Origin of the sequence: Nitrosomonas eutropha, assembly GCF_003201195.1 — a bacterium.
Taxonomy (GTDB): Bacteria; Pseudomonadota; Gammaproteobacteria; order Burkholderiales; family Nitrosomonadaceae; genus Nitrosomonas; species Nitrosomonas eutropha.
In genome coordinates, this window is sequence record NZ_QICQ01000003.1 from 29,650 (window position 1) to 43,376 (window position 13,727).

Annotated in this window: 13 protein-coding genes and 3 pseudogenes; 6 read left to right on the forward strand and 10 right to left on the reverse strand. The window is 46.4% G+C overall.

All coding sequences use genetic code 11. From position 1 onward, the window contains the following. Window positions 1-3: 3 nt before the first annotated feature. From C8R14_RS01835 to C8R14_RS01850, 4 genes are read right to left on the reverse strand one after another with little or no spacing between them, the layout of a single operon-like run. A complete protein-coding gene (locus C8R14_RS01835; RefSeq protein ID WP_041353565.1) occupies window positions 4-1,248 on the reverse strand; it encodes a glycosyltransferase in 1,245 nt (414 codons plus the stop codon). After that, entirely contained in the window at window positions 1,242-2,114 is an 873-nt protein-coding gene (locus C8R14_RS01840) for a hydrolase 1, exosortase A system-associated (protein ID WP_011635126.1), read from the reverse strand. Before C8R14_RS01840 ends, C8R14_RS01835 begins: the two co-directional genes overlap by 7 nt. Beyond that, on the reverse strand, window positions 2,111-2,965 hold the full coding sequence (locus tag C8R14_RS01845) for a hydrolase 2, exosortase A system-associated (protein ID WP_011635127.1): 855 nt from the start codon (window positions 2,963-2,965) through the stop codon (window positions 2,111-2,113). The genes C8R14_RS01840 and C8R14_RS01845 overlap by 4 nt, the downstream gene beginning before the upstream one ends. A gap of 6 nt (window positions 2,966-2,971) precedes the next feature. Beyond that, the gene (locus tag C8R14_RS01850; protein ID WP_011635128.1) at window positions 2,972-3,223 is read right to left on the reverse strand and encodes an acyl carrier protein; all 252 of its coding nucleotides are present in this window, start codon (window positions 3,221-3,223) and stop codon (window positions 2,972-2,974) included. A gap of 187 nt (window positions 3,224-3,410) precedes the next feature. Here C8R14_RS01850 and lpxK point away from each other — a divergent pair. From lpxK to C8R14_RS01865, 4 genes and pseudogenes are all read left to right on the forward strand, one after another. Then, a pseudogene (lpxK, locus tag C8R14_RS01855) lies at window positions 3,411-4,394 on the forward strand (tetraacyldisaccharide 4'-kinase); the annotation flags it as partial. Window positions 4,395-4,418: 24 nt separating this feature from the next. After that, window positions 4,419-4,601, forward strand: a complete 183-nt coding sequence (locus tag C8R14_RS13980; RefSeq protein WP_240142258.1) for a Trm112 family protein — start codon at window positions 4,419-4,421, stop codon at window positions 4,599-4,601. A 189-nt stretch (window positions 4,602-4,790) separates the two neighbouring features. Further along, a pseudogene (locus tag C8R14_RS01860) lies at window positions 4,791-4,925 on the forward strand (IS5/IS1182 family transposase); the annotation flags it as partial. Window positions 4,926-4,934: 9 nt separating this feature from the next. Continuing rightward, window positions 4,935-5,093: pseudogene (locus C8R14_RS01865) on the forward strand (IS5/IS1182 family transposase); the annotation flags it as partial. 11 nt (window positions 5,094-5,104) lie between these two features. Here the strand turns inward: C8R14_RS01865 and C8R14_RS01870 are convergent. The 6 genes from C8R14_RS01870 to C8R14_RS01895 are packed head-to-tail and all read right to left on the reverse strand — an operon-like array spanning window position 5,105 to window position 11,768. Further along, on the reverse strand, window positions 5,105-6,217 hold the full coding sequence (locus tag C8R14_RS01870; protein WP_041353842.1) for a glycosyltransferase family 4 protein: 1,113 nt from the start codon (window positions 6,215-6,217) through the stop codon (window positions 5,105-5,107). A 43-nt stretch (window positions 6,218-6,260) separates the two neighbouring features. After that, window positions 6,261-7,388, reverse strand: a complete 1,128-nt coding sequence (locus C8R14_RS01875) for a glycosyltransferase family 4 protein (RefSeq protein ID WP_011635132.1) — start codon at window positions 7,386-7,388, stop codon at window positions 6,261-6,263. Beyond that, window positions 7,389-8,393 carry a hypothetical protein gene (locus C8R14_RS01880; protein WP_011635133.1) on the reverse strand — a complete coding sequence of 335 codons (1,005 nt, stop codon included), beginning with the start codon at window positions 8,391-8,393 and terminating at the stop codon, window positions 7,389-7,391. Beyond that, window positions 8,365-9,480, reverse strand: coding sequence for a glycosyltransferase (locus C8R14_RS01885; RefSeq protein WP_011635134.1), 1,116 nt, complete (start codon window positions 9,478-9,480; stop codon window positions 8,365-8,367). The genes C8R14_RS01880 and C8R14_RS01885 overlap by 29 nt, the downstream gene beginning before the upstream one ends. Beyond that, on the reverse strand, window positions 9,480-10,511 hold the full coding sequence (locus tag C8R14_RS01890) for an ATP-grasp domain-containing protein (protein ID WP_041353566.1): 1,032 nt from the start codon (window positions 10,509-10,511) through the stop codon (window positions 9,480-9,482). The genes C8R14_RS01885 and C8R14_RS01890 overlap by 1 nt, the downstream gene beginning before the upstream one ends. Before the next feature lie 15 nt (window positions 10,512-10,526). Then, window positions 10,527-11,768: an oligosaccharide flippase family protein gene (locus C8R14_RS01895; RefSeq protein ID WP_011635136.1), complete on the reverse strand. Its 1,242-nt coding sequence runs from the start codon at window positions 11,766-11,768 to the stop codon at window positions 10,527-10,529. Window positions 11,769-11,971: 203 nt separating this feature from the next. On the opposite strand from C8R14_RS01895, the gene C8R14_RS01900 reads away from it, so the two are divergent. Continuing rightward, on the forward strand, window positions 11,972-12,397 hold the full coding sequence (locus C8R14_RS01900; RefSeq protein ID WP_256201564.1) for a low molecular weight protein-tyrosine-phosphatase: 426 nt from the start codon (window positions 11,972-11,974) through the stop codon (window positions 12,395-12,397). 52 nt (window positions 12,398-12,449) lie between these two features. Then, complete coding sequence (locus C8R14_RS01905) at window positions 12,450-13,667, forward strand: polysaccharide export protein (protein WP_011635138.1); 1,218 nt, start codon at window positions 12,450-12,452, stop codon at window positions 13,665-13,667. Window positions 13,668-13,727 lie beyond the last annotated feature (60 nt).

Here is a 13,727-nt window from a genome sequence, read left to right on the forward strand (position 1 = left end):
TGATCACCCTTTACAAGCAGCACCCAGTAGTCTGGCCAGCTCTTTAGTCCTGGCCTCTCTCGAATTGGACAATATTTTATCCATTGGTGCAATCGGTGCCTTATCTTCTCTCAATAACGCAAGAAATCGCCGCAATCCGGTCATAATAGCTTCCTTCGAATCCAGCGGTGCAATCGTGTCGACCCCCATACTGCGAAGCTTTTCTGCCGTATCGCCCACCAGATCGGTCAATGCCAGAATGGGTCGTTGTGCACGCAGGTATTCGTATAGCTTGGCAGGAATTTGATTATTGCAATTCGCTGCTTGTAAAATCAGCAGCCCATCAACCGTCAGCATTTCAGCAAGCGCATCATTGTAGGAAATGGGAGGTGCGAGCGAAACGACAGCTCCGATTTCAAAATGATCAATCAGGGATTGCAGATACGCTTCGTGGTGTGAAGCACGCAGAATAATGTGCAAACTTTCAGCACCAATTACATGTTTCTTCAGCAAAGTAGCTAAAGCTTCAAATAAACAAGTTGGGTCACGCTCCGATGGATAAATAACTCCACTGTGTAGCAGAGTAATCCCGCCAGCTTTGGTAATCTGATTCACAGAACGTGTGATAGCAGCAAAACTGGATTCATCATACCCGTTTTCTATCAAATGAAATCGAGATGCCGGGACATGCGAAAACCGTGTTTGATAATCCCTCAATGTACCAGGTGTTGTAAAAACCGCACTGGCGCACTGCGCGATCGTTTTATTTTCCACCCGTTCATAAGCACGATAGGTTAACGGATCGGGTGGATAATCCGGCTGTACCATCGGATCCCTGAAATCAGCCACCCAGGGGATGCCTGTCAAACGATGTAAGGTTAATCCTATCAAATGCGCTGTTGCAATGGGATAAGTTGACCAGATCACATCCGGCTTATATTTTTTGATCAGATACCACCCTGTAGGTACCGCACCCAGCCACCAGCTTATCCAGCGATCCGGCAGGGCCAGCAGCCGTGGATATCGCCCTTTCAGAGTCAAATGTCTTGCCGTATCCAGCGCAAAGGCGCGATAGACACGTACCTCCTGCGGAATATCCGCCAGCTGACCAGAATCAGTTTGCTGGTAAGCTCGCGGTGAAGGAGTCAGAACAATCGGCTCCCAGCCATGGTCCGGTAAGTATCGTGCAAAACGCAATGTGCGCTGCATACCGCTACTGCCGTGCAAAGGTGGAAAGTGGTAAGCAATCATCAATACCCGCTTTACCATGACAATACGCGATTTCCGGTTTGTTCTGCTACTTGATCACGCCATTCGCGAGTGGAGAAAGTATGATTAGCACTGTCTATATGAAAAACTTCTGTTTGCCTTGTTTTCATAGCTTCCTGCCAATCCGCCGACGAATCAGCCAGATCCAGAAATTCACGTGCTGTCAGATCATTTCCACTGGTAATAATCAGTATTTTTCCTTGGAAACGTTTCAGGCCGTCCAGCATACGCTCCGGCAAAGGGGCTGTCAGGTCACATGATGCACCGGCACTATCTTCTGAAGCAGCCGATTTTTTACCACCTGGCAAACTATTCCTGCCGAATGCATATAAAGACTGGATGGAAGCCAGCGGATTGAATTTCCCACCGAGCAGTTTTTTCCAGAACTCCGGCTCAAACAGACGCTGCAGATAATAGTGCCTCAGATACGCCTTGGCGATACCCTGCTCTGTTCTGACCCATGGATTCAATAGCACCAATCCGCTCACTCGCCGATCCTGATACGCATAGAACAAAGCAGCCGAGGCTGCGTCACACAACCCCCAAATCACGACATCCTCCAGAAAAGGGCACTCGCTGAAGAAAAAATCAGTAGCACTACGCAAGTCCTCGCCAACATGCTCGAACGTCCTGATATTACCGTCACTATCACCCATCCCCCGGCAATCAAATCGCATAACGGAAATACCACGCTTTGCCAAATAGCGCGCAAGTAATACAAACTGTCGATGGCTACCGACACGATACTGCGGCCCGCCGACAACGATTAACACACCACGCGCCACCGGTTGTTGCGGCACACTCATAATCCCATACAGCCATTCATGCTCACAACGGAAGCGCAGCGCGCGCTCTTGAAAGCTCATGGCTGGACTCCGAAAGATGATTCAACCGCCTTGGTAGTCGCTGCTAGCAGCTCATGGCACTCACTGATTTCCTGGGTTGCCCAGAACGGCAACCCAGGCATGAGCAGCACTTTTGGACAGATACCGGACTGACTCCATGTCTCCACGATCGAAGTACTCGCTGGAGAAAGCCCGCGCCCGGTATCAGGCGTAATTTCAAACCAATATACTTCACTATTTTTGACAATCAATTGCCCTAATTTCAATGCATCGATAGCAGCAGCCATAGCAGATGAGAGGGTATAGCCCGCTATTTCAAGTGCTTCACCCACTCCCAGTTTTTCACGAAAATCCTGAACATTTGTAGCCTTATCCGTATCATCCGACATAAGTTTACTCACCAGTTTCAAGCGCAAGAACTGAGTCAGAAATGATTTGCCATTGCCAACAGGCTGCCAGAGCACAAATTTCACTGGGTCATCTTCCGCTTCTTCATTTTTTGCATAATCCAATGCTAGCAAAGCTCCCAACCGCAGTCCCCAAAAATGAATCGATGCAAATCCTTGCTGTATCAACCATAGCCTGGCGTGTGCAATATCACCCTTCCAGATTTCCCATGTTGCATCCCCAAAATCTCCTTCACTGTCCCCACAGCCATACAAGTCGATCTGCAGTACACCAAACCCCATTGCTGCAAACACCCTGGCTTGTAAAGCAGCCATGCGCCGGGATTTATTCATTTCCTCAGCAAACGGATGGATATAGATAAAAGCCTGACTTAATGGCACCCCCTTACCGGGCGGATGGTAGAGGCAGAAACGCTTTCCTGGCGAAGCATCCAGAAAGAAAGGTTCGGCCGGTTGATTATTCATACAAATTCAGTGCGACAATTTATACTCAACAAAAAGTGCCAGGCTACCGAGCGTTTCAAAAGTCTGCGCACTGATTTCATCGTCATCCACCGAAAAATCAAAGTACTCTTCCAGTGCAGTAATCACGTTGACTACTGCCATCGAATCCAGTTCGGGGATATTACCGAGCAGCACAGAATCAGCTGTCAGCGCGTGTTTTCTTTCCCCAAGATTCAATACATCACCCAAAATATTTCTGACTGCTTCAAGATGCTGCATAATTACTCCACAAAAGGCAATTACTCGATATCAGCGGCATTTTAAGACAGTTTCTTAAAATATGCCGGATTGATCGCTCCCACAGCCCTGCTGTAAAACTATTTATTTAATATTGAGCCTCTGAATCGGATGGTGTTACAGTTGACGACAAACGATTCTCAAAGCCTAATCATCCCAACCACACATCATGAACTGGTCAGAACTGTATTGGCAACGTATCACTCCGCTACATCTCCTTTTATGGCCAGTCAGCTTGCTATTTGTCCTGTTTCAGTCTATCCGGCGCCATCTATATCGGCGTGCGATATTAACCTCGGTTCACCTTCCTGTGCCGGTGATTGTTGTTGACAGCATCACTGCCACAAGCCCGGTTAAAACACCACTCATCATCCAGATAGTCAATATGCTGAGAGCAAGTGGATTACGGCCTGGGATCATTGGCCACGGCTACACCGATAACTATCACTCGCCAATGAGCGTGACCATTGATAGTCCTCTGCAGCTCGCTGGTAAGAAATCACTGTTACTCGCCTATTATTTGCGTGAAACCTGCCCTGTATGGATCGGCCACGATCGGATCGAAGTGGCAAAAGCGCTGCTGGAAACACATAAGGAATGTAACGTACTGATATGTAATGACGGCCTGCAGGATCTTCGGCTGCAGCGTGACTTTGAGGTCGTTATTGTTGATACCAGTGTTATCAATTCCGGGAATGGTCTGATCATGCCTGCCGGGCCACTGCGAGACAGCTTTGCTCGCTTAAAGCATTCGAATGTCGTCGTGCAGGCAGGCCATCACAGACAAATTCCAGATATCGGGGAAGAAATCCGAACGTTTTATATCACACCGCTGAAAGAGCATTTTTTCAACCTGTCACGGCCTGAATTAACGGCCAGTGCAGCAGAGCTTGCAAACAAACGTATCCATGCGGTTACCTGTGATCCGGATATACAAAATTTTCTGGATAACCTCAAATTTCTGAGATTGACGGTCACCCCATACATCTTTTCTGAAGATCATCATTTTGTTGCAGAGGATTTTCCGTTTGATGAAGCTGAAATCATTCTGATACCGGAAGAAGATGCAGTAAAATGCTTTAATCTGCACGACGAGCGCATCTGGGTTTTACAACAGGAATATCGTGTTGACCTCGGGTTACGCACAATCATACTTAAGAAGCTGAGAGAAAAATTCATGGATCCAAAACTTCTGGACATTTTAGCTTGTCCACTATGCAAAGGCCCTCTTATCTACAAAAAAGACCGACTGGAGCTAATCTGCAAGGCGGATCGGTTAGCTTACCCCATTCGGGACGGCATTCCCGTTATGCTGGAGGACGAAGCAAGAAGACTGCCTGACGAAGAAGAAATCAAGTAGACAGACTTTCCGCGGACGGAACCTACTCCTGCCATTTTCCCGACAACAGAAACTAAACTACCGCTTGCTCAAAGCAGGCTGGTTGGCGCAGCTTGGATGCAGACGACTTTAGTCGCCTATATCCGCACCAAGCTAAATACGTATAAATCAATATATTTAACGTGAAAGTCCCCATCTAAAGATGGGGACTTTCACGTTATGCCCAGGCGTTAGATTTTGAAACATAGCTTCGTGTGGCTGTGGAAAAACTGTGAGCAATTACCCAATACCAGCTTACAGTTCATTCACTTGGCATTTCTGGCAATCCTGCTAAAAAGACTTTGAATGGGTTCTTATGATAAAGCGCTGTATGAGCTGAGGTATCTCGTCGAAAAAGCTTTCCTTCATCTCAAAAGGTAGCATGGGATTGCCACAAAATATGCTAAAAATACTTCTTTTTTTCTCGCAACTGTGCAAATTAGATGTATTGCTCTTTGGGTAAATATCTTCTGATTACACTATCCCTAGCGCAATACTTTCTTAATCGCTAACAGATATTTGTCAATCACAATCCGCTCATCAAATTCCTGTTCCATTTTTTTTCTGCCCCGCAACCCCATGGCTGTACGCTCAGCGTGAGATAAAGCAACTATTTTAGAGATTTTATTAGCAAGATCCGCTGCATCTCGCGGCTGGCATAAATAACCATTGATGCCATCATCCACGACATCACGGCAACCAACAGAATCTGTTGTCACAAGCGGTCGCGCCATTGCAGCCGCTTCCAGCAAGGTGCGTGGAACACCCTCACGGTAGGAGGGCAGGACAACACAATCAGCCAGCGCAATTTCTTCCGCCACGTTATCACTCGCCCCCAGATAGCGGATGACACCCTCCTCCACCCATTCATCCATCTGCGAACGGGAAATAGCAGCCGGATTCTGTACATCCAGAAAGCCCAGCAGACAAAATTCTGCATTCAATCCCTGTCCCTTCAATACGCGTGCTGCCTCAACAAACTCTCCTACGCCCTTGTCCCACAGCATGCGCGCAATCAACAGAAAACGTAAGGTTTTTTTATTGGGTAAGGATATGGGTACAAAGTGGTCGAGATCGATCCCAGAACCTGGTAGACGATCAGTAATTGCATCAGATACCAATTTTCCTGAAACAAACAACGCCCTGTCCTCATCGTTTTGGAAAAATATCTTTACCGAACGCGATAACGCCAGACGATATAATCCCCGTACCAGTCGGGTCAACCAGCCTTCCCGGATGAATACCGACCCCAGACCGGCGATATTGTTGATAACCGGAACAGCCAACAAGTGCGCAGCCAGCGAACCATAAATGTTCGGCTTGACCGTATACCCCAGATAAGCAGCTGGCCTTTCCTTGTGCATTAGCCGCAGAAAACGCCAGAACAGCAACAGATCCCGCCCGGGATGCGTACCCTTGTTATCCATCGACAAAGGTACATAACGACAACCCAATTCTGCCAGACGTGGTGCATAATTATCCGGTGGTGCAACTGCCACCACCTCATACCCCGCAGCAACCATGGCACGAATGAGACCAGCACGGAAATTCACCAGATTCCACGCAGTATTGAGTGTAATAATGATTTTTTTGTTCAATGCGATTGCATTTCCTGCGCTATACCTGATACCGGTAAAATTTTTATTCCAGAACCACATTCTTCCACGCGAGGTGGTAGCTCTCGACCATGCGCTCCAGACTAAAATGAGCTTCTACCTGCTGCCGGGCAGCAGCACAGCGCGCCTGCCAGGCAACCTCATCCTGCATGGCTATATGCGCCTGCAACAAGGCATCAGCTAGTGCTTCCGGATCTTTTGACGGCACGACCCAGCCAGTCTCACCAACTATTATCGCTGCATCCCCAACATCCGTCACCACTGCGGGTGTGCCGCAGGCCATGGCTTCCGCTACTACATTGGGAAACGCTTCACTGGAACTGGAAAGAACATGCACATCTAGCGCGTTCATTACATCAGGTATATCCACGCGTTGCCCCAGCAGTTTCACTTTTCCAGTTAGATCCAGTTCCGACAACCAAGCAGTCAGTTGCGTATTGTTCTGATCCAATCCACGCCCCACCAGTACACAACAAAAATCTACCTCTCGGTATTTAATTGTTGCCAATGCATCCAGTAGGTTTTTATGATCTTTCAGTGGATCAAACCGCCCTACCATACCAATCAGCCAGCGATTCTCTGTATCCAGCTCTACACGCAGTTGCGTACGAGAAACCGCATCAATATTGAAACGAACCAGATCGTAACCATTGGGAATCACCTGCAACTTGTTTGCCGCATAGCCTAGATCACGATGTACTTCCAGTGCCTCCTGCGCGCAACAGACGATAACTGATGGCACCCAGGAGCTAATGCGGGCACACAATCCAGCCACCCGGATGGTAGAACGCCTGGATTTTTCAACATCCAAAGTAGAATGGTGAATACCCCAGCACACCTGCCTTATTCCGGCCAGACGGGCAACCACACCACCGATTAGATCGGCATGGTACATCCACGTTTGCACCACTTGTGGGCGGGCCTGGCGCAGCAACTGCCATAGTCGCCACAGCCCACCAGGCGTAACTCGGCCACGCGGCATATACAAACAAGACACTGACACTCCGGCTTCGCGCAGTAAAGGCCCATACTTACCTTCATCCATCAAGGAAATGACATAATGCTGTACTGACGTATCACTACTACACAAGCGATATAAGACAGCTTCAGCACCACCGTCATCAAGGCCGGAGACGACATGGACAATCTTCAATTACCCCCCCAGTATGCGCAGCCAATACAGCCACTGAAGCATGGCATAAACGATGAACAAAATTGTAACCAATATTTTCATCGTACCCGGCAAGCTTAAAATCGCAGCAACAAGTCCCGGAAATGTGGCAGCCAGAAATCTTGTCGAATACCCGCCATGAAACAGATTCACGAAAACAATGGCAACAATTACTAGTGCGTAATGTGCATAATCCAACGTCACCAAATGCCGTCGGCTTAAATAAAAAGGGACCAGCAAGGCCGCCCAGAATAACGAATACAGCAGGGAACTGGACATATCATGATATTCAGCACGACGATCGCCTATTGCTGACAGAATGACCTCACGTAACGGACCAATCAAAAGCGAGATGAAACTTCCTGTAGCAAAGAGTATAGCGAATACTGCTGAACTGCCGATCCGGAAACGTACAGAAAGCCATTGAACAAGCCAGACTGCGGCATAGATCAGAATAAACAACGTTGTTCCCGAATGGATGAATAAAGAAGCCAGCACCAAGACAACAGAAACTGTTCTGTATTGCCCATGCAACAGGTAAGCCGCACCCAGAATCGAAATCGCCAGCGCAAGCCGGTACTGCGAAAAGGCAAAATCAATAATTAGCGGATTTACAAGCAAGGGAAGTGCGTAAATACCCTGCCACTTTGCTAATAACAATCCGGAAATCAGCAGCACGATAAAAGAGATTGTCAGAAATACATGATCGATCAGGATGCCGGTATTGCTGACCAGCCAGCCGATTACGTAATGCCACAGAAACTCATTCGAAACATAACTCAAGACACCATTGAATTCTTTGTAATCAAGAACACTGATCTGATTGAGAAAATAGTCCGAATAGACGCCCTTATCGATGAATCCATAGCCATTAACAGCACGAAAAATTTCTTCCCATGGTACGGCAACCACAACCAAGGCAAATCCAATAACTGGAATGGCATCTAATGTAGTCTTGCTAATTATATTTTTTACTTTGATCTTCACGCATTACATTCAGATAAGCGCCAACAGCCAGCCCCTGTTTAAAATCACTAGATCGGTGGCGTACATCAGGCAACTGATCACCAGGAGCTTCCAGTGAGATAGTCATCGCTTTCGCCAATGCGTTCACATCCCCCACCGGTACCAGCTTTCCCCATTTCCCTCCTTCCAAGATTTCATCCGGCCCACTCGGGCAGTCAGTACTCACTACTGCCGCACCACAAGCCATTGCCTGAATCAGCACATTCGGCAGCCCCTCCCACCTGGAAGACAACACAAACAACCGTACACGACTCATCCATGCAAAGGGATTTTCAGCAAAACCTGGAAACTGGATACTATCCCGTATCCCAAGAGATGTTGCCAGCATCTCCAGCTCCACCCGTAACTCACCTTCTCCCAGGATCACAAGGCGACAGTCGTGCGCAGCGCGTACCTGGGTAAAAGCACGAATCAAGGTAGCGAAATCTTTTTGCGGTGTGAGCCTCCCCACACCCAGAATAACAGGTGGTTTGCCCTCTCCCAACCACGGATGATCCAATGGCATCCTGGATTTTTTGATCAACTCTGGTGTTACCACGGGGTTGAAAACCACAGATATCCGATCACGTGGCAAGTTGATGGCTTTTGCCAGATCATCCGCCACGCCTCCGGAGACTGCCGTCACACCATCTGCTCTGCGATAGGCCCACTGCATCATGTGAAATACTACGCGCGAGCGCAAATTCTTTAAGGAGCTGCCAGATAATGAAATATTGTTACGTTCACTTACTACCAAACGGACAGGTATCCCAGCCAGCATCCGCGCCACAACAGCAATCACATTCGCATGGTTAAGGGCAGATAACATTGCCTGGGGTCGCTCCCGGCGCAGATATCGCACCAGAGCAGGCAGGCTAGTCAGTACCCGATTGGATTGCAAGTCTACTACACGCACTCCGGGTGAAACTTCAGAAAGATAAGGACCCTCGGCACAGGCCAGCACAAGATCCACCTTCAGCCCTTTATCAGCAAAACCATTGGCCAGTGTAACCATAGCCCGTTCAGCACCACCGCCACGCAGAGACGGGAGATATATGGCAATATGCATTAGTTCCTCTCTACTGAAGACATGATCAAATCATCAATCATGAAATCTTCCAGATAGAAACTTCCCCCTGCCCACGTCATGTCGTTTTTCCAATAGCCAGGACATGGTAGATAACCGTGAGATGCGAATGCATAGCTCATCTCTACAACCAGTGGCTTGCTTTCAAGAAAAACAAAATCCAGAGCAAGGGACTGCGACTCGGTTTTTTTTGCAAGATCAAATGTCAACCTGATACATTCTTCTGGGATCATTTCTGGGTCATACAGGATTTCTCCACTTCCGGACGCTCTAAAATCCCCTGTGCGCACCATCCTTTTGATGCCAAAAGCTCTTTCTCCTATAACTATCACACGAATATCGGAATCGTTATCTGGAATAAAATCTTGAAAATAGGCATAATTCTTTTGAACTGGCAGACGTTCAAGGATGGGATTCTTAATCAACGCACGAAAGACTCCCCTGGAGATATTGAAGAAAGAGATAAGAGTTTTATCTCTTCTAAACTGCCACCAGCGCTCACTCAAAGCATTCCAACGCGAAACCGGTGAGAAACCGATTGAAAAAGCCTTGTTAATAAGATTTTCTGCCTTATTAACATCGTTTACCAAAATAACATTGGTACTTCCAGCTCCACTTCTCAGCTTGAAAACTTTCGGATATTCTGTTTTCCTGGCCCATTTCAGCGCTTTGGCCCGGTCGAGAAAAACATAACTCTTAACCATAGGAACACCTAAAGCTTCCAGCAGGTATTTCTGCGTCACCTTATCATCAAAATGCCAGCAGGTTTCAAAGCTCGGAAAAACCTGAACTCCCATCGATTCCACAGCTTTTATTAGCCCTGGTGCAATCAACATGTCTTCAGCATAGGTTTGGCTCCAGTTCCACATCAGGAATGAACAATCAGCCAGTTCTTCAATAATATCGGACGAATGACAATCAACTGTTTTGTATGGAATATTCTTTTGTCGACAATACACCATCCAACGATCACTAAAGCTCCCAGGGCGGTTATGTATGGCTATCTTTTTCATAGTAAATTTCCAAATCTAAAGAATGTTTGCAGCATATTTTCTATAAAAAAAGAATCCCCACGTTGCCATTATCACCCGCGCACCCACCAACATGATCACTGCACCATAAATACCAAAGGTCGGAACGATACCCAGCCCCAACAAGAAGAACAGACCAGACGTCCATGTGGCAATCAGACGAACGTATTTATCTTTTCCCGCTAGCACCAAGCCATTATTGTGAAATGAAAGGATCATGAAATAGGCAAGAATCCCGCAGCTCATCAACTTGACGTAATAAGCAACCCCGATCCCCTTATCAGAAAACAAAATCGCCACAAGAAAATCAGAACAAATAAAGCAAAGTACGAATAGAAGAACGCCCGCTATCAACATTAACTTATGAAACTTTGGTATTACACTCCTGTTTCTTGCTAAATATGGAAAGAATGCGCTAGAAATTATGATTCCTGCGGAATTGAATACATCGATTATTTTTGCTGCTGCACTGAAAAATCCTACCGCTATTGGTCCTTCAAAAATCCCCAGTAGAAAAAAAGCAGAATTGTTATACAAATTTGGTGTCAGCTGGGTGACAAAAATATTTGCTCCCTCTCTATATGCATTTTTTACTTTTATTAGTGAGGGTACTTTATATGTAATCTTGTATCGACTCTCAATCCAGAGCACAGAAAAGACTGCACACCCCACCATGGCTACTGCATATAACATCGGAACCCGGTAGTAATCTGACTCGTCTCTGATAAATATAAAAATACCAGCCAACATCAAGAACTTTGATGTAATGCTGATAATGGCACTTTGTCGCATTTGCTCTACCCCCTGGAAGAACCAGAGAGGAAATAATGCTTGTGCAGAAACAAAGCAGAATGAGAATGCGTATAGCAAAAAGTGCTGATGAAAATCATTTATGAGTAGCACTATCGGAAAATAGATCAGTGCGCTTGCTACAACGAGCAACAGGATGGCGGTGATAGTCTCGCTATAAATACTAGAAATCTCTTCAGGATTATCACGATTTTGTGCAATTTTTCTAACCGCTGTTATCGAGAATCCATACTGCATCACTGCTGAAAAATACAAAGCGAAAGACAAGGCATAATTGATCAGGCCGAAACCTTCTATCCCCAACACACGAACCAAATATGGCAGGGTAATCAATGGCACCAGATAATCCAGACCCCGCACCGCCGCAAGCGATAACAGATTACTCAGTACTCTGCGAAAATCATTTTTTTTTCTGGAGGTAGCAGCCAAAGAAATAGATCGGGATCAGTTCAGTGAATTATCAGCTCGGTACAATACCAAATATACTTGTTACATCCCTTTTGTTTTAGCACTGCATCATATCTGTTTTATATTTTAAACACTATAATGCACGTATTGGATGATCAAAAGCAGAAACTAGACAAAATTCATCCCCTTATTTAATACAGAAATCAGCCTTGTTCCGCGATATATTGATTGTTTGCACAGGAAATATATGCAGAAGCCCCATGGCAGAGGGAATTCTGCAGCATGCACTGCCCTTGGCAGGAAAAACAGATCATTCAGTCAGCTCTGCTGGATTGGGAGCATTGACAGGTCATGAAGCAGATCCCATAGCTTGTCAGTTAATGGCACAAAAAGGCATGGATATTTCTGCTCACCGCGCCCGACAGCTTGCTGACAGCATGATTCACAAAGCTGATCTCATCCTGGTAATGGAAACATGGCAGAAAACAGCAATCGAAACACGCACACCCAGCGCAAAAGGAAAAGTGTTTCGCTTGGGCGAATGGAAAAAAATTGATATTGATGACCCCTACCAGAAAGATAAATCAGTATTCATACATTCAATAATGCTCATTGAGCAGGCTGTGGATCAATGGGTAACAAAATTGTAAAAATCTGCCAGAGAAATATTTCTTGACAGAAAACCATCAGCTTCATTCAATTATGAATTTACAGCGTACAAGAGCATCCCTTGTTCTCTTGGTATTATTCGAACTTGCTGCCTGCTCCATTATTCCCGGACAGCACATGAGTCCGTTTTCCCGGCAGTCCAGCACAGAAATGCCTACCCGGGAAAATGACGAAGCCATTTTAAAGAAACTCAATATTCAGACAATTGATGCCGAGCTGATCATTAAGTTAGAAAAAAATTATAAAAACTTCAGCCTCGCTCCTGATAACGTTGCCAACCATTATTTTGATTACCGTATCGGCGCCAAAACGATCAAAGGTATTCCTATAGAAGATGAACCCTATACACAATACCGTGTAGGGCCACGGGACATTCTCAATATTACCGTCTGGGATCATCCTGAACTTACTATCCCGGCGGGCGAATTTCGTTCTGCCGAATCTGCAGGAAATGTTGTTGGCGAAGATGGTACATTCTTTTATCCCTACGTGGGTGTCGTACAGGCGGCTGGAAGAACAGTAGAGGAAATCCGCGAAGAACTGACCAGGAAGCTATCAAAGTACATCGAGTTCGTTCAGCTTGATGTACGGGTAGCCGCCTACCGCAGCCAGCGGGTTTATGTGGTAGGCGAGGTGGCCAACCCTGGCGTTCAACTGGTGAAAGATATACCTCTGACTGTCCTGGAAGCGATTAACAATGCAGGAGGAGCAAGCCAGGAAGCAGATTTACGTAATATCATCCTGACTCGGAATGACAAAACCTACAGTATCAATCTGCTCAGCCTCTATGAAGGCGGCGATATTACGCAGAATGTGTTACTCCAGCATGGAGATGTATTGAATGTACCGGATAGTGCGTTAAACAAGGTTTTCGTACTGGGTGAAACCAATTACTTTGTCGCAGGGGGAGCTACCGGGCGATCGCGTAGTTTGGTAATGAATAAAGCACGTATGACACTTACTGAAGCATTAAGTGAAGCAGGTGGCTTTGATCAAACTACTTCAGACCCAGCCAGAATTTTTGTTTTCCGTGGCGGGCTGGGCAAGCCGGAGATCTACCATCTGGACGCCAAATCACCTGATGCATTACTGCTTGCAGATCGCTTTCCGCTACAACCACGTGATGTCATCTATGTTGATCGCGCCGAGGGGATACGCTGGAACCAGATCATCGGACAAATTCAGCCGACAATTAATTTGCTGAATTCATTTGATGGCTCGCTGAGAATTCAACCCTTTCTGAGACACTAGTTACGTGGATATATGCCACACATTACTGCGACAGGATAGTCATACCCGAATACATGACTC